This is a genomic window from Acinetobacter sp. SW-226, from assembly GCF_055632855.1.
The window spans coordinates 1,857,371-1,879,630 of record NZ_CM145752.1; the positions used below are offsets into that span (position 1 = coordinate 1,857,371).

17 protein-coding genes are annotated in these 22,260 nt (G+C 36.5%); 10 read left to right on the forward strand and 7 right to left on the reverse strand.

Annotated elements, in window-relative coordinates; all coding sequences use genetic code 11:
* Positions 1–158: 158 nt before the first annotated feature.
* Together ACZ8ZH_RS08930 and lipA are read right to left on the reverse strand one after the other, a co-directional pair.
* Positions 159–1,250, reverse strand: coding sequence for a sigma-54-dependent transcriptional regulator family protein (locus ACZ8ZH_RS08930; protein ID WP_119063973.1), 1,092 nt, complete (start codon positions 1,248–1,250; stop codon positions 159–161).
* Positions 1,251–1,506: 256 nt separating this feature from the next.
* Positions 1,507–2,481 (reverse strand): lipoyl synthase, encoded by a 975-nt coding sequence (lipA, locus tag ACZ8ZH_RS08935; RefSeq protein WP_119063974.1) that lies wholly within the window; start codon positions 2,479–2,481, stop codon positions 1,507–1,509.
* Between the two features lie 342 nt (positions 2,482–2,823).
* Between lipA and ACZ8ZH_RS08940 the strand changes: the two genes are divergently transcribed.
* From ACZ8ZH_RS08940 to ACZ8ZH_RS08985, 10 genes are all read left to right on the forward strand, one after another.
* Positions 2,824–3,786, forward strand: coding sequence for a thiamine pyrophosphate-dependent dehydrogenase E1 component subunit alpha (locus ACZ8ZH_RS08940; protein WP_119063975.1), 963 nt, complete (start codon positions 2,824–2,826; stop codon positions 3,784–3,786).
* Positions 3,787–3,801: 15 nt separating this feature from the next.
* Complete coding sequence (locus ACZ8ZH_RS08945; RefSeq protein ID WP_004979604.1) at positions 3,802–4,821, forward strand: alpha-ketoacid dehydrogenase subunit beta; 1,020 nt, start codon at positions 3,802–3,804, stop codon at positions 4,819–4,821.
* Between the two features lies 1 nt (position 4,822).
* Positions 4,823–6,358, forward strand: coding sequence for a 2-oxo acid dehydrogenase subunit E2 (locus ACZ8ZH_RS08950; RefSeq protein WP_119063976.1), 1,536 nt, complete (start codon positions 4,823–4,825; stop codon positions 6,356–6,358).
* 11 nt (positions 6,359–6,369) lie between these two features.
* Entirely contained in the window at positions 6,370–7,770 is a 1,401-nt protein-coding gene (lpdA, locus tag ACZ8ZH_RS08955; protein ID WP_119063977.1) for a dihydrolipoyl dehydrogenase, read from the forward strand.
* A gap of 11 nt (positions 7,771–7,781) precedes the next feature.
* Positions 7,782–8,567, forward strand: a complete 786-nt coding sequence (locus tag ACZ8ZH_RS08960) for an acetoin reductase (protein WP_119063978.1) — start codon at positions 7,782–7,784, stop codon at positions 8,565–8,567.
* Between the two features lie 21 nt (positions 8,568–8,588).
* Complete coding sequence (locus ACZ8ZH_RS08965; RefSeq protein ID WP_119063979.1) at positions 8,589–9,647, forward strand: 2,3-butanediol dehydrogenase; 1,059 nt, start codon at positions 8,589–8,591, stop codon at positions 9,645–9,647.
* Between the two features lie 845 nt (positions 9,648–10,492).
* Positions 10,493–11,920, forward strand: a complete 1,428-nt coding sequence (locus ACZ8ZH_RS08970; RefSeq protein ID WP_470247911.1) for a hypothetical protein — start codon at positions 10,493–10,495, stop codon at positions 11,918–11,920.
* 128 nt (positions 11,921–12,048) lie between these two features.
* Positions 12,049–13,139 (forward strand): IS4 family transposase gene (locus tag ACZ8ZH_RS08975; RefSeq protein ID WP_470247926.1). Its coding sequence is split into 2 segments (ribosomal slippage): positions 12,049–12,589 and positions 12,589–13,139, totalling 1,092 coding nucleotides; the frame shifts between segments, so codons are not numbered across the junction.
* A 22-nt stretch (positions 13,140–13,161) separates the two neighbouring features.
* Positions 13,162–14,172, forward strand: coding sequence for an IS30-like element ISAba125 family transposase (locus ACZ8ZH_RS08980; protein WP_001993940.1), 1,011 nt, complete (start codon positions 13,162–13,164; stop codon positions 14,170–14,172).
* Positions 14,173–14,265: 93 nt separating this feature from the next.
* Positions 14,266–15,312: a hypothetical protein gene (locus tag ACZ8ZH_RS08985; RefSeq protein WP_470247912.1), complete on the forward strand. Its 1,047-nt coding sequence runs from the start codon at positions 14,266–14,268 to the stop codon at positions 15,310–15,312.
* A 311-nt stretch (positions 15,313–15,623) separates the two neighbouring features.
* Here ACZ8ZH_RS08985 and ACZ8ZH_RS08990 read toward each other — a convergent pair whose 3' ends face one another.
* From ACZ8ZH_RS08990 to ACZ8ZH_RS09010, 5 genes are all read right to left on the reverse strand, one after another.
* On the reverse strand, positions 15,624–15,998 hold the full coding sequence (locus ACZ8ZH_RS08990) for a hypothetical protein (RefSeq protein WP_119063982.1): 375 nt from the start codon (positions 15,996–15,998) through the stop codon (positions 15,624–15,626).
* Between the two features lie 193 nt (positions 15,999–16,191).
* Complete coding sequence (locus tag ACZ8ZH_RS08995; protein WP_470247913.1) at positions 16,192–16,584, reverse strand: hypothetical protein; 393 nt, start codon at positions 16,582–16,584, stop codon at positions 16,192–16,194.
* The gene (locus ACZ8ZH_RS09000; RefSeq protein WP_470247914.1) at positions 16,527–18,128 is read right to left on the reverse strand and encodes a DUF7017 domain-containing protein; all 1,602 of its coding nucleotides are present in this window, start codon (positions 18,126–18,128) and stop codon (positions 16,527–16,529) included. Before ACZ8ZH_RS09000 ends, ACZ8ZH_RS08995 begins: the two co-directional genes overlap by 58 nt.
* Positions 18,125–20,848, reverse strand: coding sequence for an ATP-dependent DNA helicase (locus tag ACZ8ZH_RS09005; protein ID WP_470247915.1), 2,724 nt, complete (start codon positions 20,846–20,848; stop codon positions 18,125–18,127). Before ACZ8ZH_RS09005 ends, ACZ8ZH_RS09000 begins: the two co-directional genes overlap by 4 nt.
* A 227-nt stretch (positions 20,849–21,075) precedes the next feature.
* Positions 21,076–22,166 (reverse strand): IS4 family transposase gene (locus tag ACZ8ZH_RS09010; protein ID WP_470247926.1). Its coding sequence is split into 2 segments (ribosomal slippage): positions 21,076–21,626 and positions 21,626–22,166, totalling 1,092 coding nucleotides; the frame shifts between segments, so codons are not numbered across the junction.
* Between the last annotated feature and the right edge of the window lie 94 nt (positions 22,167–22,260).

Consider the following 22,260-nt stretch of genomic DNA (forward strand, 5'->3'; position numbering starts at 1 on the left):
GGGCTAAGGAGAGGATTTTAGGAAGAATCCGCCCTCATTCTAAACTTGTGAATATAATTTACATATTGACGATGCCGAACTTTAATAAAAAATAAGATCAGATTTGGGAATATAGTTTTTAACTTAGTATTTATTAAATTTAAAGTCAGCCACTGGATCTAAATAAGATCTAGAAAATAGTTACGATGAATACTGTCCTGCGGTAGCAATTCTAGTAGACGTTGTACAGCATCAATCCGGTCATGTGTCTGCCCAATAATTCGTAGCAGTTGATCTATATCTTCCATTTGATAAATCAACTGGCTTAAACGAGCATCAAAACAATGCCTCCATGTGCTGAGTAAAGGACTTTCTGATTTAGATAAAAAGCTCCCTTTATATAGCGAGAACGTACTGGCAATAAGATTTGCATTCAACGAGTGTTCAGCACGTAAAAAGTCACATTGAACCTCGCAGGTGAGTTTATAAATACGTGCCTCAATGCAATGCGGAAGCAGGCTACGAAGTTGTGAAAGCTCAGCTTTGAGGGTTTTTATACTAACATTACGTTCACCATAAAGGGCATAGTGTAATTCGTCTAAACCTATACCATAAGGATGCAAGGCTAAAATACAGAGTATTTCAATTTGACGGTGACTCAAGTTCAATGTATGTCCATTAAATTGGACCCAAGGTGAACCTAGTGCTTTAATATATAAAAAATTTTGCTGTTCAAATTTGATAGCCCGCTGTATTAAGTCTGAACAGCGTTCAACGGCAAGTAGCCCTAAAGGGGTATGTTTTTTGTATTTTGTGGAAAGGTTAATAATGCCATGAAATTGTCCTGATGTTGGGTCCCAAATCGGTGCGGCATAACAAACCCAATCACGAACACTGTCCATTTGGTTTTCATGAGAATATACGCAGCTTGAAATTTGGCTGTTTAACGTCATACCAATTGCATTGGTTCCAACTGCCTGTGTAGACCAATGTCCGCCTTCAATAAAATGGACTTGTTCAGCAGAAGAAAGCATGGCTGAACTACTCCATGTCCATAAGAGAGTCCCGTGATGATCTGTAAGACCAATCGCCATATCTGAATCATCCGCTATTTTGAGTAAGTCAGCATAATTATGTTGAATAGAGCGGCGGAATAAAGACGTTTGATCTTCTTGAGGCAATGCTAAAACAGGGGCAGCATGCACAGTAGTTTGATTAATTAAATGGGTTGTTTGCAGCTTCTTTGCAGATGCGGTATTGAACAGGTTCATATCATATTCCTTTATGATGAGACTGTAATATTTTTAAACGTTATAGATCAGTTTTCAGATTATAGTCATTCATGCCATTTTCTTGCTCAGGCTTAAAATTGTTTTTCTTTGGTTTATTAAACCATCTCAATTTAGCTTTCTGTACCTTTAGATTACTTTAAAAGTGTTCTTATGGGCTGAAAATGACTATTTCCACCTGAAATGTTAATAAACGTAACTGTTATATTTATCAATGAAGCATGTAAATAATGAAAAGTCATTCACGTATATATGGGGCAGGTACAGACTCGCCATAATACTGACGGTCAGCAAAATAACTTGATCTCACCAATGGCGCACTCCAAATGTTTTTAAACGCCAAGCGCTCTCCATGAGTTTGATAATGCTTAAACTCTTGTAATGTAACAAAGCGATGAATTGGCGCGTGAGACTTGGATGGCTGTAAGTATTGACCAATTGTGACATAGTCAACTTGATAATCTTTCAAATCATTTAACAACACGATAACCTCAGCCTCAACCTCTCCCAAACCGACCATCAAACCACATTTGGTTGGGATATCTGGACAGTAGTGTTTAAATTTCTGGAGTAAATCCAACGAGTGCTGATAGTTAGATCCCGGTCGCATGGCTTTATATAGACGTGGAACGGTTTCAATATTATGATTAAAAACATCGGGTTGGTTTTGGCTCAGAATCTTGAGTGCAAGATCTGCACGACCACGAAAATCAGGAACCAAAATCTCAATCAAAGTCTCTGGACTGGTTTCACGAATTTCTCGAATACAATCAGCAAAATGCTGTGCTCCTCCATCTTTCAAATCATCCCGATCAACAGAAGTAATCACAACATATTTTAATTTTAGATTTTTCACTGTTTCAGCCAAATGCTTGGGCTCATTAAGATCCAATACATTTGGTCGACCGTGAGCAACATCACAAAAAGGACAACGTCGGGTACAAATATCTCCCATGATCATAAACGTTGCAGTTCCACCGCTAAAGCATTGAGGCAAATTAGGGCAAGCCGCTTCTTCACAAACGGTATGTAGTTTTTGTTGTCGTAGTAAATCCTTGATGATTTGTACTTCTTCAGGTTGACTAATTTTGGTCCGAATCCATTCTGGTTTTTTCGGTGTTGTTTCCGTTGGAACAACTTTAACCGGAATACGTGCCATTTTTTCAGCGCCACGTAACTTCTTTCCTATTAATACTGTGTTATTTAAATCCATTTCAAACACTCCGTCGTTTAAAATAATTAATATAGATCCTGATATTAAATAAGCTCTTTGAGTTGCATTAATAATATTAAAACAGTGCAAAAAACTTATCATATAAAATAAAGGTTGGTTAAAGGTTTGTTTTCATATGTGATTGAACTATTGTAAAATTTTACAAAAATTTTTAATTTCATAACCTTCTGTTTTTAATATTTATCTCATCTTTTTATGCATTATATTTTTTTAGTCTAATATGAAATTAAATAAAAATATCTTTATATAAATATACGGTTTAAAAATCCAACCCTTCATTTTTGGATTTTCTTTTAAGCGTAGTTAATAAGGAACAAAGATATGCAATTAACGGAAGAGCAATTGCTAGCAGCATACAAAAGAATGCGCGACATTCGTGAATTTGAGGATCGACTTCACGATGAAAATAATACAGGTGATATCCCCGGTTTCATCCATTTATATAGCGGTGAGGAGGCTGTTGCAGTCGGGATTTGTGAAAATTTAACAGATAAGGACTTCATTACATCAACGCATCGTGGGCATGGTCATTGTATTGCTAAGGGCTGTGACATTCACGCCATGATGTTAGAAATTTTTGGCAAAGATGATGGTTTGTGTCGTGGTAAAGGCGGCTCAATGCACATTGCGGACTTAGATAAAGGCATGCTCGGTGCAAACGGTATTGTGGGTGGTGGCCCACCTTTGGCGATTGGGGCAGCTTTAAGCGCCAAAACACTTAAGAATGGTGGTGTTGGTCTGTCATTTACGGGTGATGGTGGGTCAAATCAGGGCTTAACTTTTGAAGCCATTAATATGGCTGTGGTACTGAAGCTTCCCGTTATTTTTGTTTTTGAAAATAACGGTTTTGGTGAAGGTACTGCACATGATTATGCCGTAGGCAGTAAAGATATTGCAGGTCGAGCAGCAGGTTTTGGCTTACCTGCTGAAAAGGTAGACGGAACAGACTTTTTTGCTGTGTATGAAGTTGCACAAAAAGCCATTGAACGTGCCCGCCGTGGTGAAGGTCCAAGTGTGATTGAAACGGTAACCAACCGTTTTTATGGACATTTTGAAGGTGATCCGGGACTTATTCGTTCCAAAGAAGAACTGGATTATGTCAAAGAACATAAAGATCCATTGAAGATATTCCGTGAAAAAGTCAAAGGCAAAATTGAGGAAGCCAAACTGGATGCAATTGATGCCCAGTCTAAAGCCAATGTAGACGATGCCGTTGCAAAAGCACGTGCAGCTAAATACCCAGAAGTCTCTCAGCTACTTACTGATGTTTACGTCTCTTACTAAAGGAATAGTAGAAAAATGCCAAATAAAAGTTATCGAAATGCGATTAAAGAAGCAATTGAATTAGAAATGCGCCGAGACCCAAGTGTCATTGTGGTCGGTGAAGATGTTCGTGGTGGGCATGGTGGTAAAAATACGGATGACAATAAACTGGAAGGTTTTGGCGGTGTGCTTGGCGTGACCAAAGGCTTATGGACTGAATTTGGTTCTGAGCGAGTCATTGATACCCCAATTACAGAGTCGGCGATTATTGGTATGGCGGCGGGTGCTGCTGCAACGGGTTTAAGACCTGTGGCTGATTTAATGTTTATGGATTTTTACGGCGTTTGTTATGACATGTTGTATAACCAAGCGGCTAAATTCCGCTACATGTTTGGTGGCAAAGCCAAAGCACCACTCGTCGTACGAGGCATGATCGGTGCAGGATTTTCTGCCGCAGCACAGCATTCTCAGTCCCCATATAATGTGTTTGCCTCAGTGCCAGGCTTAAAAGTGGTGGTGCCTTCGAGTGCCTATGATGTGAAAGGGTTGTTGATTCAAGCCATTCGAGATGATGATCCAGTGGTCTTTTGTGAACACAAATTGCTGTATGACATTAAAGGTGAAGTGCCAGATGAGGCTTACACCATTCCTTTTGGTGTCGCAAATTACACTCGTGAAGGCACTGATATTACTATTATTGCCTTAAGCCTGATGGTGCATCGTGCCAATGAAGTCGCTGATAAGCTCGCAAAAGAAGGCATTTCGGTTGAAGTGGTTGACCCTCGAACCATTTCTCCATTAGATGAAGACGGTATTTTAGAGTCAGTGGCTTCAACAGGCCGCGTGGTGATTGTGGATGAATCTGCAGCGCGTTGTGGTTTCGGACATGATGTGGCTGCACTCATTGCACAGAAAGGCTTTCATTATCTTAAAGCACCAATCGAGTTAGTCACTCCACCACACTCACCCGTACCATTTTCACCAGTATTAGAAAAAGAATGGCTACCCAGTGTAGAACGCATCGAACAGGCTGTACGTAAGACGTTGGAGGCTTAGGATGAGCGAAATTAAAACCTTAGAAATCCCAAAATGGGGTTTGTCCATGGAAGAGGGCACGATTGCCCAATGGCTAATTCAGGAAGGTACGCAATTTAGTAAAGGACAGGATATTTGTGAAATTGAAACCACAAAAATCGTCAATGTATTGGAGGCACCTTTTGATGGCTTGCTACGAAAAATTATTGCTAAAGATGGTGACACCCTTGTTGTAGGTGGAGTCATTGCAATTTGTGCAGACGCTCAAGTTTCCGATGCAGAAGTTGCAGCATTTGCACAGTCCTTAGGTGGAACACCTGCTGTAACTGAACATAAAGCGGTAGCAGCGGTTCCTGAAAAAGTAGCTGTGGCTCAAGTTGAAACCAAAGTACAAGCTACGCCTAAACAGAACAGTGTTGGTCATGCATCAAAAGTTGTGGCTCAGGGTGGATATTCAATTCCTGCTACGTTACAAGGCTTCCAACAAAGCGATGATATTTTTGCAACGCCACATGCCTTGAAATTGGCTGAAAAGCATAATGTGAACTTGGCTAAGATTACGGGTTCTGGACGTGAAAGCCGTATCAGTGTTCAAGATATTCAGGCCGCAGTTAAAGTTGCTGGTGGTTCTTGGCCAGATGTACGTCATCAAGCCAGTACGAAAGCCACGAAATCTAAAGCAGATGACAGTTATGTTCTAGCGACACCTGTTGCCCGCCGTTTGGCAAAACAATGGGGTATTAATTTACATGATTGTCGTGCATCGGGTTCACGTGGACGAGTCTGTAAGGAAGATGTTGAAGCAGTCTATCAACGGGAAAACCCTGTACAAGCTCAACATACTGAGCATGCGCATCCGACAGAGTCCGCAAAATTCACCACCGTGGCTATGAATGGTATGCGTAAAGCTATCGCTGCACGGCTACAAGCAGCAAAACGCAATGCTCCACATTTTCGCTTAACGATAGACTTAAATGTTGAGTCAGTTCAGGCTTTGCGTCAGCAAATTAACAGTTCTGTACCGCAAGTCAAACTGTCCATTAACGATATGCTGATTAAAGCTGCTGCTGCTGCACTGATCAAAGTTCCACAGGTCAATGTTCAGTTTGATGAAGAAAATCAGCAAATTTTACAGTTTGAACAGGCTGATATTTCGGTTGCTGTGGCCATTGAAAACGGACTGATCACGCCAATTATCAAAGCAGCGAACCGTAAATCTTTGGCGCAAATTTCCAATGATATGCGTGATCTGGCGACACGTGCCAAAACTGGAAAATTAGCACCTGATGAGTTTCAAGGCGGCAGTTTCAGCATTTCCAATTTGGGAATGCTTGGTATTCAACAGTTTGATGCCATTATTAACCCACCTCAAGGTGCAATTCTGGCCCTAGGTGCAGCAGAGAAACGTGCGGTCGTCGAAAATGATGAGATTGTTGTTCGTCAAATGGTGACAGCAACATTGTCTTGTGATCATCGTGTCATTGATGGTGCGTTGGGTGCTCAATTCCTATCGGCATTTAAGCAGTTTGTCGAAAATCCTGCATTAATTTTGGTGTAGGAGGAATAGCCATGTCAGATACACAATTTGATCTTGTGGTTATTGGTGCTGGTCCTGGAGGATATGTCGCTGCGATTCGCGCAGCGCAACTGGGATTAAAAACAGCAATCGTTGAAAAACAACACTTAGGTGGAGTATGTCTTAATTGGGGATGTATTCCAACCAAGGCATTATTGAGCGGGGCTGCGCTTGCGCAGCAGTTCAAACATGCAGAGCAGTTTGGCTTTACGCTTAACGCGGTTGATTTTGACATTCAAAAACTGGTCCGTCATAGCAGACAGGTTTCTGAGCAACTGGTGCAAGGTATCGGGCAATTATTGAAAAAGAATCAAATCACTGTTTTTAATGCAACAGCCCAATTTATTGCCAAAGAGCAATTAGAACTTATTGATGCAAATGGTCAAAAACAGCAGATTTCTGCACCGCATATTATTGTCGCAACAGGTGCACGTGCAGCCAATTTGCCTCATATTCCTGTAGATGGTGATCAGGTCTGGAGTTATAAAGAAGCTTTAGTTCCAGAACAATTACCAAAATCTTTACTGGTCATTGGTTCGGGTGCTATAGGCAGTGAGTTTGCAAGCCTATACCAAGACTTAGGCTGCCAAGTCACCTTGGTTGATATTGCAAAGCAGATTCTCCCTAGCGAAGACATTGAAGTTGCCAAGTATGTACAAAAGCAATTTGAACAGCAGGGTATGCAGGTTTTAACCGAAGCGACCGTAAAAAAAATAGAAACTGATCAGGCTCAAGTGCATTGTCATATTGAAACTGCCGCAGGTATGCAAATCATTAGCATCGAAAAAGTGCTTTCAGCTATTGGTGTGAAACCGAATGCTGAAAATCTGGGCCTAGAAGCTTTGGGCATTGAACTTGAGAATGGTTTTATCAAAGTTGACTCATGCTGTAAAACCAATGTTGTGGGCGTTTATGCAATTGGTGATGTCGCAGGCGCACCGTGTTTGGCACACAAAGCCAGTCATGAAGCCATTCTTTGTGTGGAGAAAATTGCAGGCCTAAGTCATGTACATGCTTTAGATCGTACACAAATTCCAGGCTGTATTTTTACCCATCCTCAAGTGGCCAGTATTGGTTTGACAGAACAGAAAGCGAAAGCTGCGGGCTTGAATATCAATGTGGGTAAGTTCCCTTTACAAGCCAATGGTAAAGCATTGGCTTTGGGCAATAGCGCAGGATTTGTTAAAACCATTTTTAGTCAGGAAACGGGTGAATTGTTAGGTGCTCACATGGTCGGACATGAAGTCACCGAACACATCCAAGGTTTTGCCATCGCAAAATACCTAGAAGCGACCGATGAAAGCTTAGCACAGGTCATTTTCCCTCATCCTACTTTATCTGAGGCGATGCATGAGTCGGTCTTGTCGGCAATGCAACGTGCAATTCATATTTAAGGAGTCGCAACATGCCTAGAGGTTTAAACAATAAAGTTGCATTAATTACGGGTGCAGCACAAGGAATTGGACGTGGTATTGCCTTACGTTTGGCACAAGAAGGTGTTCATATTGCATTGGTCGATCTTCATCAAGAAAAGTTAAATACTGTTCAACAAGAGATCGAAGCCTTTGGCGTAAAAACCACCACATTTATTGCGGATATTTCAGATCCAATACAAGTCAGTCATGCAATTGATCATGCCGAATCGACACTTAATGGCTTTGATATCATGATCAATAATGCAGGGATTGCACAAGTCAAAGCTTTAGCAGAAGTAACACCGAATGAATTTAACCAAATCATGAACATCAATGTCGGTGGTGTACTTTGGGGGATTCAAGCCGCAGCAAATAAATTTAAACAACGCCAACAGGCGGGAAAAATTATTAATGCCTGCTCAATCGCAGGTCATGAAGGTTTTGCTTTACTCGGTGTTTATTCGGCAACTAAATTTGCAGTTCGTGCATTGACGCAAGCAGCGGCTAAAGAATATGCCAGTGCTGAAATTACTGTAAATAGTTATTGCCCAGGTGTTGTAGGCACAGACATGTGGGTCGAAATAGATCAGCGGTTCTCTGAAATTACAGGTGCACCAATTGGTCAAACGTATAAAAAATATGTAGATGGTATTGCTTTAGGACGTGCTGAAACACCAGATGACGTGGCTGCATTAGTTGCATTTTTAGCCAGTGAGGATGCAAACTACATTACAGGTCAGTCTATTTTGACAGATGGTGGAATGGTTTACCGTTAATATCAACATAAGGAATACAGAATGAAAGCAGCTCGTTTTTATGATCGAGGGGATATTCGAATTGAAGATATCCCTGAACCGAAAGTACTTCCAGGCACAGTGGGAATTCAAGTTGCATGGTGCGGTATTTGCGGTACAGATTTACATGAATTCATGGAAGGCCCTATTTTTATTCCACCTTGTGGTCATCCACATCCAATTTCGGGAGAATCTGCACCTGTAACAATGGGACATGAATTTTCAGGCGTGGTTTATGCAGTTGGTGAGGGTGTAGATGATATCCAAATTGGGCAACATGTCGTCGTTGAACCCTACATTATTGCGGATGATGTACCGACTGGCCCCAATGATAAGTATCATTTATCAAAAAATATGAACTTTATTGGTTTAGGCGGACGTGGTGGCGGTCTTTCTGAAAAAATTGCGGTGCAACGACGTTGGGTACATCCTATTTCAAATGATATTCCCTTAGACCAAGCAGCATTGATAGAACCTTTGTCTGTCGGTCATCATGCCTATGTACGAAGTGGTGCAAAAGCTGGCGATATCGCACTGGTTGGTGGAGCAGGCCCAATAGGTTTACTCTTATCAGCCATTTTAAAGGCCAAAGGCCTCACGGTCATCATTACTGAATTGAGTGCAAAACGTAAAGAAAAAGCGATAGAAGCGGGTGTTGCAGATTATGTGCTAGATCCATCACAAGTTGATGTGGTCGCTGAAGTGATGAAAATTACGGAAGACAGTGGTGTTGATGTCGCTTTTGAATGTAGTAGTGTTAATAAAGTCATGGATACACTGGTGGCGGCGATGAAACCAACTGGTGTGGTCGTTATCGTTTCGATTTGGAGCCATCCTGCCACAATTAATGTGCATAGTGTGGTCATGAAAGAGCTCGATATTCGTGGCACGATTGCTTATGTCAATGACCATCAGGAAACCATCCGTTTAGTCGAGCAAGGTAAGATTAATCTGGAACCTTTCATTACCCAACGTATTGCATTAGATGATCTTGTATCTAAAGGCTTTGAAACACTAATTCACAATAATGAGTCTGCTGTAAAAATTATTGTTCATCCGTAGTTAGGCTTCAATACAACTTTATGTAATACATAGTGACAGAGAATGAGTCTGTAAATGCAGACTCATTCTAATATTTGTATCAATAATTTCTCCAAATTTTAAATGACACTTGAAGCACATTTACAAAACAGTCAGCTATGACAGATCAAAGGGTGTTTTAACCAAGGTTGACTATGTGTACATACGCGATCTACTGGAGATCGTGCTGGAACAACTGCAAAATTCAGAATTAGACAACGATAGAGAAATAGATCAGCTCAAACAGTTTTTTATCAAGTTAGATCATCACATTGATCGGTTGCGCGCGTAGATTTCGGCATAACGTATATTATGTTCATTAGCGTACTCGGCATCGTGAATATAATTTTACTGGGATTCACGATGTCGAGCTGTAGCACCAACTGAGGTTGCGTAGGCTACAGTCTTGGATATGCTATTTAACTTATGTTCACCTAAAATCTAGTTCATAAAAATATTTTAGAAATTTCCTTTAATTTACAATGCATTGTATATATAAATTATTATATTAACAAAATTATGATTCATGAACCTAAAGAATTTTTCAGTTCATTAAAAAATATTTAAAATTTTCTACAGGGAGGGAGAGCTATCAGATCTCAAATTATGAAAAAAATTGTTTAAAAAAACTTTCTCTATCTTAATTAAATAACAAGTTGTGCTTAAAATGATCAAGATTCTTATATTGCAGCTGCTCAAAACTTATCTTAACTAAAAAATAATTATCTAATTTTTAAAGACATGCTTATTTAATAATACAAATTTTTATGTTTAAATCTTATATTTAGAAACAAAAAATCATAAATAACTTATGTCGGGGAATAATAGTGATTGAATTAAGTTTGTCATTGAAAAAAATTGAAGAGGAAATTAATTTTGCTAAGGATAATCTTAGAAAATTATCAAATTTGATATCAGGAACCAAAAAAGAAATTAAAAACTATGAAGTTAAATTAAAAAAATATGCTAAGCAAAAAGATGAAGTCGGATTCAAAAAAATCGAAGTTGTACTCAAAAATTTACAAGTAAGGTTAGATGACTCGCAAAAAGAGTTGAATATTTTAAATGATAAGTATGATGAAAAAACTATAAAAATGTTGCAAGAGGAAAAAAAGTCAATTTTATCGAAAATTAACAAGCAAGGAAATAAGCAAATTCTAGATCAACAACGGTTGACTAATGTTAGAGTTGAAAAAGAATATAATGTAATCAGAGATAATTATGTATTAGCTGTAAAGACAGTGATGGATTTCATTGAAACTTCTTTACCTTTTAAAGGAATTCAAACCCATGAAGAATTTATCAGATTCTTAAATAAGATCAATGAAACATTGCCAGATCCACAACCAACCGATACCAAAGTTGGAGCTATAAGTGCATTATTAAAAGATTTTATTCAATCCTATAATTTAGCTTATCAAAGACGTAAAATGGATCTACCTGTAGTAGAACAAGTAATTTTTAGATTTATAATGACATTTAATAAATGTAAAAATTTTTTTAAAATTTCAATGGAAAAACAGGTATTTACTGTTGAGAAAAAGAATTATGCAATGAGTGCAATTATTATTGATAACACTTCAGAAATGGATATTGAACATATTCAAAAATATAAAGACGATTTAGTGATTGATAATGTTTTATGTCAGTATATAATTGATAAAATTGAGGAGATTTATGAAGAAGGTTTGATTACATCTAATGATAAAAAACGTTTAGATAATAATATATATAAACATGAATGGCAGACTTATGAACAAATTTTTGACTTTGACTTCGATGAGTTTGTAAACTCTGTACAAAACAGTATTAATAGTGCTCGAAGATTTAAAAATGAGCAGGGTTCAATTCCATTAGAATATAAAAGACATCTGATGAGTAGTTTTGAATATGAAATTCACTCATTAAATTATTCAATAATTCCTAAAAATCATGAATTTTATTCTTATATTGATGATAGTGATAGGCTTGAATTAGTTAAAATCTTAAAAAGTTTGATTGAAATAAATAATTCTTATGAGGGTGTCAATGAGAAGGTTGCATCCACTTTACTATCTAAAAATAATTTTAGTTTTGATATTAAAAATCGATATTTTAATTATTCTAAAACTATAGGACAAAAGTATTTTTATGGTAAATTTATAACTAAGTTTAATAACTACAATATATATCAAAATAGCTTTCTCAATGTATTCGCAAGTTACATTAATTTAATTATTAAAGAATCTAATAAAGCAGGGCAGAGTAAAACTTGAAGTGCGACATAAACCACCTAATTAATTTAAAGGGTTTATGGAGTATATAAAATTGTCCTCTGTACACGACAAAAATAGATAACTCATTGAAATAATGGCATAATACTTGTTTTCTGACGACGAATATGATGACACATTTCAATGAGTTACATCTCATCTTAAACAAATATCTAAAGTGGAACAAGTCACATGTAAAATGTTTTACACTGATTATGATTGCATTAATTGTAAAACAGACCTGTAATCTTTCTTCTGCATCTAAAGCCTTACCCATCAAGTGCTTACCACAATCATTTTATCGACGTATACAACGCTTCTTTGCAGGTCAGTATTTTGATTATCGTCAAATTTCTCAGTTGATTTTCAATATGTTTTCATTCGACAAAGTGCAACTGACTTTAGATAGAACCAATTGGAAATGGGGAAAACGAGATATCAATATCTTGATGTTAGCCATCGTCTATCGTGGAATAGCGATACCTATTGTTTGGACATTGCTCAATAAACGTGGAAATTCAGATACAAAAGAGCGTATTGCTTTGATTCAACGCTTTATCTCTATTTTTGGTAAAGACCGTATTGTGAATGTGTTCGCAGACAGAGAATTTATCGGTGAGAAATGGTTTACATGGTTAATTGAAAATGACATCAACTTCTGTATACGTGTTAAAAAAACTTTATTGTGACCAATCACTTAGCCAGGAATCATAAAATTAGTGATTTATTTCGTCATCTTCAAGTTGGTCAAACTGAATGTCGTAAACGACGTATTTGGGTTGGTCGAGTGAAACTGTATATTAGTGCGCTACGATTAGAAGATGGGGAACTTTTACTTGTTGTTTCTCCTATGTTTAATGCTTCTGCTATTCGTGATTATGCATTACGCTGGGAAATCGAAACCTTATTTAGTTGTCTCAAAGGACGTGGATTCAATCTTGAAAATACTCGTTTAACAGACCCTGGACGAGTCAAGAAATTGATAGCAGTGCTAGCTATCGGTTTCTGTTGGTGCTATTTAACAGGTGAATGGCAACATGATCAAAAAAAAGCGATAAAAATAAAGAAGCATGGACGACTCTCAATGAGTTTATTTCGCTATGGTTTAGACTATGTTCAAATGGCGATTCAGCGTTTAATTGGTTTTGGGAAAAAAGAAGAGTTTAAGGAAATTTTGGCAATTTTAAGAAGGCAGAATCCTGATAGGATAAGGGTTCTGTGAAATTTGTCGTGTACAGAGAAAATTGTCATACCATCATCTTAACTTTGAAGATCGTACTGCATTAATGCTTGAGTCAAGAAAAGAAGGCTTTTCAGCCAGAAAATTTGCTGAACTTATTAAAAGACATCCTAGTACGATCTATCGTGAGCTTAAAAGAAATAGCATCAATGACGTTTATCAAGCTCAATATGCTTCTGATAACACTTTTGCTAGACGTAGACGTGGTCACAGAAAACTCAAAATCGATTCAATCCTCTGGAAATTTATTGTTGAAGCGATCCGTTGTTTATGGTCTCCTCAGCAAATAGCAAAGCGTTTAAAGACATTTCCTGATTTGGATCAAACAATGAATGTAAGCCATACAACGATTTATTCAACGATACGAGCATTACCCAAGGGTGAGTTGAAAAAAGACTTATTATCCTGTCTACGTCATGAAAATAAAAAGCGAAAAGCTAACGGTGAACCTAAAAAAGATTCTATATTACAGGATATTAAAACTATTCATGAGCGCCCAGCCGAAGTTCAAGAAAGAAAAATACCGGGTCATTGGGAAGCTGATTTAATTAAAGGTAAAGACAATAAAAGTTCGATAGCAACACTTATTGAACGAAATACACGGCTCTGTATCTTGGCAACATTACCTGATGCAAAGGCAGAATCAGTGCGCAAGGCTTTAACTGAAGCTCTGAAATATTTACCTGCAGAACTGCGTAAAACGTTGACCTATGACCGTGGACGTGAGATGTCAGAACATAAAATACTCGAAGAAGATTTAGGCATAGATGTATATTTCTGTGACCCACATTCACCCTGGCAAAAAGGCACATGCGAAAATATGAATGGTTTAATTAGGCAATATTTACCTAAAGGGATTGATTTAAATCAGGCAGATCAGCATTATTTAAATCAAGTTGCCATGTCACTGAATACTCGTCCTAGAAAGGCGTTAGATTGGCTTACACCATTAGAGAAATTTGCTCAGCTTGTTGATTATCATATGGCTTTTGAAACTGTCGCACCTCATGTTTGAATTCGCCCAGCATTATTTTCAGATAGCCTTTATACATTTTATAAATCAATGTATTGGCATGTCCTTAATGAGGGGTGTTATGGAGGCATTGCTTTGTATCAGCATGGCCGCATACAACCAGTAAGTGATAGATCTTTACTCTTAAAGGGTATTAGTGAACGTGATTTAGTAAATGCTCGAATTTCGCCCGATATTACATTTGCTAAAATATTAAAAGATGAATATGCGACAACATATTTTCTAAATCATATTGATTTAAGATTTAAAAACATTCTTCCAAAATACGATAATGTTGAAAAATATGAAAATGAAATAAATAACCTGGCGATTGATTTACGTGAAATGCGTAGGCTCTTAGTCAAAAATTTTAAAGCTGCAGATACTATAATTGACTTGGAATTACCGCTTGAATATGAACAATATGCCATGATTGGTGCTCCAAAAGGTAAAATATATGCTTTATGGCAATGGGAAACTTTCGGTGATGGCTTAGGACGTATATGTATAGGTTATGATCAACAAGATATGTCTGTACAAGCAACTAAGCAATCTCGTATGGATGCCACTTATAGACGTGTTCTTCGAGTCAATAGAGATGGCTTAATCTCTCCTGTAGAATCTCCTTGGTTAAATTCTTCTAAGATGGATTTAGTTGGAGTCGAAGTTGCGCTAGATTTTAATTTATATGTGATAAGAAAATTTCATGCCTTATTTATTGATTGGTATGCAAAAGCCGCACAAAAGATAAAGCAACGTAATTCAGTGCTAGAATCTACAATTGAAATTTTTAATGATGAAATTACTATAGATAATGAGGATTATGAGCAAATTTTTGTTCAAAATAGTTTCAATGAGCAAGTATTTGATGCAGACTCCTCGAATAATAATCAGATTACTGTGTTTAATCGTGGAATAAAATCCAAAAAGTTTTTTAAAATATTGGAGCAAACGTTTCATGTTGTTATTGAGCAAGGCAAGGGTAGTGAAATAAAGGTAAGTCGTTTACAACAGGGTGGAAAAATATATCGCATGGGTCATCATGGGAGTGAAGTGGAATACCATGCGACTTTTGTGAGAAAGGTATTAAAAAGATTAAATATAAGTTTAAATGAATGGAGTTGTGCTATTAAAGAATATTGATATTTCATTTTGAAGTTATATTGTTTGGTATTTTGCTCAAATATCAATCTTATTTATTACATAATTTTTAAAAAAATATACAAATCCAGAATTTTTCAATAAAGAAACTTTCTGGATTTTATGTAATAAGAGTTAATGCTGAAAATCATAGGTAAATTCCAGAAGAGAGATAGATTTCAAATGAAGTGGAAGATGATTTAAATGTATTTTGAGAGTACATTCTGGTGAAATAATACTTGCAAGATATTTAAAATAGCATAAGAAATTTACGAAATGAATTAAGTAGAATGTAAACAGTACTATTGATATTTTCACTTATCGAAGTTTAATTTATGATCTGCAAACCAAATAATAATTTCATTAGGTTTATCAATAAGCTGTATTCCTGCACGTACTTTGCCATCATGTTCATATAAAATAACATCACCTACAAAATATACTTTCCTGTTGTGTACATTAACATCAAAAATCATATTTTTCGGAATAGATGATTTTTTTAAGTTTATATGATTACATATAGTTTTTTGTTTCCCAATTTCTTTTTTATGGACTCTAATAGTTGTTAAGGTGATGTAGTCTTGCGATTCTGTATGTTTATATCGGCCAGTAAATGTAATTGGAGATTTTTCATTTGTAGACTTTAATTCCATAAGTTGCGTTCTAATAAAATTTTTTTCATATTTCATATGTATTTTCGTAAGAAGCACTTTTCAAAATTATATAATAGGTTTATTGATAAATCAGTAAATATCTATAAGAATGGGCAGAATCAAAGTGAGGTGGGAATGCGAGTTCAGATGTAAAGATTGTGATTGATCAAGTAAATTCACCCCTAACATCAAATACAAAGAGGAGCAAAAGAATTTATCATCAATACTATCAAGTTTCTTGTTCATCAAAATCAACTTCATCATCATATGATTCAGGCGCTAACTTTTCAGTAATCGTTATGACCTTCCATCCCCATTTTTTTTTCTTACTATCAAAATTCATTACTGCCTGACCAGATATACGATTTCCAGAAATCAGTTGATGTTTCTCCATTAAGTAGGGCGGGATAAAATAATCGTATGAGGTGAACCCTACATTTCCATTCTTTTCAACAAATTCTTTATGAAAGATTTTCAAAATATCTATAGATGGATTTTGTATACTTGGCTGTAAATTGATTACACGTAGGCGTGTACCTGATTTCGATGTATAAGTTGCCGTTGCTACTTCAATGATATCACCTTCTTGCACTTTGTGATTTGTCGCTTTGAAAGGAACCACACCATCCCTAGTTTTATCGATAATAAAATGAAAAACTTTTTCTCATGATTGACACTATCCACCACAGCCAAATAAGTTGAAAGTGCATCCCATGTTTCACCTGTGGTTCGCTGACTAACTAAATACACACGAAAGATATTTTTTTCATCAAATTCACCTTTTACCTGTAAAGGTTGTCCCATAATGGCATTTAATTTTTTAATTTGATGTTCGGAAACCGAAGCTTCAACCGTATCATGTTCAGTTTTAATAAAGATTTTATACTTGGTTTTTTTCGTGTCTGGAATGACAAATTTATCTCCCATATTGGCGTTTAACCATGGCAGATTTTCATACACAATATCATCAACATGATCTGCATGCTGGCGATAAAATTCTAGATTGTCATGTGCCACTTCAGTATGCTGATACCAATCCTGTTGGGTTAAAGACATAAGGTCTGATTGGATTTTATCACTATTCTGTAATACGGTCAGAATTTCAAATTTGGCTTCAGGATATAATCCTTGTACCATCAACATTTGAGCCAATTGTTTGCGAAGATTGATTTTTAACTTCTCTTCATTTTTACACAATAATGCTTTGCAATAACAGGCTAAGGCCATGTTGCTGTCATGATCTCGATAAACTTCGGCAAGTAAACCCCATGCCCAAGATTCTGATTGTTTTGCTTTACATACGTTGATGCAAAAGACTCTCGCTTCTTGATGTTGCCCTAAAGCCAAAAATGTTTTCGCCAAATAATATTTAAACCAAATATTATCATTAAATTTTTCAATACCTTGTTGCAGACGAGGTAATATGAAATGTAATAGTTCTCGATCATTGGCACGAATAGCTTCTTTTGCCACCATTTGTAAAATAGTTTCTGCAAATGGGGGATAGGTAGTGTTATTTTTATCTTCAGATGCTTGATAATCCTCATCCATAAACTGATTGCCCCACATCCGAAAAAATGGTGCAATTCTTAATTGTCCTTCTTTAGCTAAACTTCGTGCGAGTTTTAGAATACAGCTATGTAAGATCGAAGGCTTTTCTGTATTGAGCCGAAAATATTCATTTAACAGATATTTAACTGTGTTTGCCTGCTGTTGTGGATTTGCAGTCCATAAGGCTTTGCCATATTGATATAATGTCCAACCATAAGACATGTGTAATTGCTGATCATCGACAGTATGTTGGTTAAAAATCACACGATAGATTGCAAGTGATTCAGGATAATTCTTATCTTTGGCTAAAGCTTTTGCCCGTAGCACATCTTGCCCAAAGGGACTTGTTAAAGATTGCAAGCTATCCAATTGCTTTTTTAAAATATCATCTTTGGGGTCAATCTTAAGTATAACAAGTTGCTGGCGCAAAGTTGGCAACAAGGCAGAGTGCGGCATTTGCGCTTCCCGTTTGATCAAATCAATTAAGCACCATGCACAGGCTTTGATTTCCCAGGCATCATTTGTATCCTGAGCGATGAGTTCATTTACAAGAAGATAAGCCTCATCAAGCTGTTGTGCTTTACGCAGTGCAAAAATTTCCTGACTCATACTCATACGGCTAAATCTTCTGTTAATAACTGATTAATTTCTTGGACAAATGGCATTGAAGAACACTGCTTTAGTTCGGCTTGGAAGCGAGAAAAGCGTTGTTTTGCATTGTACCAAATTTTAAAAACAGCAATATCTTTTTGTTTTTTAAATGTATAAATTTGATACCATTCCTTTTGCTGTACTTGCATAATTTCAACTGATCTAGATTCACATAGATTTAGAAGACGTTGATGAAATTGTGCTAAAAACTCTTGCTCAAACGTTATGGTTGTATCCTCTGCTTCCGGTGTCATGCTCGCAGTTGGACATTTTAAAGCAGATAATCGCTGTTCTAACTTTGAACTGTTTGCAGACATGTTTTGTGTACTTACGCTACTGACGTTGTGTTTTGAGTTATAGTGAATCGCTATTTTAATTACATCATTGTAATGATCCACAAAACGGTAAGCTTCCTGATATTGCTGATGTTTAATTTCTAAAATACGAAACTCGCTGCCTGCAATCAACGCTTGCACTCGGTTAAAAATAGACATCAAACAGGCATTGTCTTGAGGAATACCTAGTGCAATAGCTTGATCATGCTGTTGTTTATCGCAAGTTGCTGTCACTGTTACATCATCGGTAGGATGTAGCTCATCCTTTAAATCTGATGCTGTCTGTTGTAGATGCTCAGGAATATAGCTTGGTTGAATAGGTGTTAAGCCACCGCCTAAAGGAATATTTGGTGGATCAATCAAATGTAATTCGGCTGATGTTCGGGTAATGGCAGTATAAAACCATCTAAAATATGTAGCACTTAATGGATTGGTATGGGTTTTACATTTCACAAAGACATGCTTCCATTCACTACCTTGTGCTTTATGACAGGTGATGGCATAACCATATTTAATTTTTAATGCATTAAAATACGGATCTGCTTTTAAAGTGTCTTTAAATTCAACAGAATTTGGTTTTAAGCGTGGGTGACGAATGCAAAAATCCACATAAATAGCTTTGCTCTCATCCGAAACCAAATCAGCATGCGCACTGTCTAATAAGTTTTCTATGATTTTACAGTCGATGTAAAAAGGTCTGCCATCTAAATCTTTTAAGACCAATTGCACATCACGAAAAAGCAATTCAATGGCAATTTCTTCGACCTGTTCGGTATTTTTATTTTTGCATCTGATGGTAACATGACGAATTTCTTTTTCTCCATGCACTTGTTTCACCATACCAAACTCGCCATTGGCGATCATTTTCCCTGATACAGGATCATAATAATTATTCACCACAATAATTTTATCGCGCGGTTGTAATTCTATTTTCTCAGGAAAAAAGTACTCACGAATTCTTTGATTGTAGGCTGCAACATCGGCATTGGATTGGGCAAGCACAATTGTATCAGCACTCATTTTTCCATTGGAAATCGCCAAATAAGATGACATAAATTCATCATAATGGAGGCGATGCACATCCTCAAAATTAGTTTCAATCACCAATTGGTTAAACACGTTATTTTCCATGGCTTGTCTTAACTGCGAGGCATGGTAAAGCACACCACTTTCACTTTTTTGGCGAACCACTTCTTTCAGCTCATAGCCTATTAGCTGTACACCATATTCAGTTGTTAAGTAATGTTCTGAAAGTGCAGGAGAGAGGTTCATCCCCACAGGTGGTAATTGGGCATTATCTCCAATAAAAATGATTTTCTTTTGATGGTCATTATGGTCTAAATTGATGTATTCCAATAAGTCTTGTAATAAATATCCAGAACCAAATCTAAAAAATTCTGATTCTTGATAGTGATCAGACACCATAGAGGCTTCATCAATAATATAGACTGTATCTACAGGATCATCATTGGCTGCTAAACTGGCGTAAAACTTATACGTTTCTGATCCTTCAACTTCTTCTTTATATTGTTTGATGTCGTTGATGGCATAAATTGCCTTATGAATAGTTGATGCTTTAGAACCTGTTTTTTGTTCAATCACCTTTGCTGCTTTACCTGTTGGTGCAGTTAATACGTAATTACGTCTGATACTTTTAAAATATTCAGTTAAGCCTTTGGTAATAAAAGTTTTACCTGTACCTGCATAACCTTTTAATAAAAATATTTGTGAATCCTTAGCGCTTAAAAATTGATTCAATTGTCGAACCAACTTTTGCTGATCATTAGTTAAGTCATATTCAGCAAAGCTATCAAGCAATTGTAGGTGATATTTACTGCGTAATTGAGGTTGTTCTAAGACCTGTAACTGCTGTGTTTCACCAGTTTTGATTTGTAATAATTCATCTAAAATATGAGTAGAATCCGTTGAGCTAGATTGATGCTGCTGCGTACTCTCAACACGAGATATTTTAGTTTGTTGAGACATAAAATGAATAAACCAAGTCGTGAGATCATTTAAATCTGCTAACAGATCAATTGCTATTTGACTTTCAATGTGCTTCCCATGCGCTGCTTTGTTACCGATCATTCTGACCGTATGCAAACCCGATTGAATGACTTTAGGAACGAGTTGTTTAAATTCATGCTGATCAAGACATGTAAATAGGCTACTTGGTTGGGGAGTGCTTAAATTTAAATGTTGATAAAGCGCATCTACAAGGTGCTCAACAAAGCAACGCATGTGTACACAGGCAATACTGGGATCTTCTGAAATATTATTTTTAGCTTTAACAGCATAGTTAAAGAGATCTGTCCAATCAGACTTCAATAAAAGAAAATTATTTGACATATATATTTCCAACTAGATTGCAAAGGCTACTACTTTTCATCATTTTTATTATAAACAATTACTTACATTATATAGGAGAGATCAATTAAAAAAGATGAATATTTTTTAATTGATGAAATAGATCATGAGTTTGCGATAAATAAAAAGTATAAAACGATTCAAAATGAGAAATAAAAGTATACTAAATGTACGATTTTATTAGAAAAATGCTCTGTACACGACAAATTTCACAGAACCCTTATCCTATCAGGATTCTGCCTTCTTAAAATTGCCAAAATTTCCTTAAACTCTTCTTTTTTCCCAAAACCAATTAAACGCTGAATCGCCATTTGAACATAGTCTAAACCATAGCGAAATAAACTCATTGAGAGTCGTCCATGCTTCTTTATTTTTATCGCTTTTTTTTGATCATGTTGCCATTCACCTGTTAAATAGCACCAACAGAAACCGATAGCTAGCACTGCTATCAATTTCTTGACTCGTCCAGGGTCTGTTAAACGAGTATTTTCAAGATTGAATCCACGTCCTTTGAGACAACTAAATAAGGTTTCGATTTCCCAGCGTAATGCATAATCACGAATAGCAGAAGCATTAAACATAGGAGAAACAACAAGTAAAAGTTCCCCATCTTCTAATCGTAGCGCACTAATATACAGTTTCACTCGACCAACCCAAATACGTCGTTTACGACATTCAGTTTGACCAACTTGAAGATGACGAAATAAATCACTAATTTTATGATTCCTGGCTAAGTGATTGGTCACAATAAAGTTTTTTTAACACGTATACAGAAGTTGATGTCATTTTCAATTAACCATGTAAACCATTTCTCACCGATAAATTCTCTGTCTGCGAACACATTCACAATACGGTCTTTACCAAAAATAGAGATAAAGCGTTGAATCAAAGCAATACGCTCTTTTGTATCTGAATTTCCACGTTTATTGAGCAATGTCCAAACAATAGGTATCGCTATTCCACGATAGACGATGGCTAACATCAAGATATTGATATCTCGTTTTCCCCATTTCCAATTGGTTCTATCTAAAGTCAGTTGCACTTTGTCGAATGAAAACATATTGAAAATCAACTGAGAAATTTGACGATAATCAAAATACTGACCTGCAAAGAAGCGTTGTATACGTCGATAAAATGATTGTGGTAAGCACTTGATGGGTAAGGCTTTAGATGCAGAAGAAAGATTACAGGTCTGTTTTACAATTAATGCAATCATAATCAGTGTAAAACATTTTACATGTGACTTGTTCCACTTTAGATATTTGTTTAAGATGAGATGTAACTCATTGAAATGTGTCATCATATTCGTCGTCAGAAAACAAGTATTATGCCATTATTTCAATGAGTTATCTATTTTTGTCGTGTACAGAGAGAAAAATGATAGAAAAAAAGCC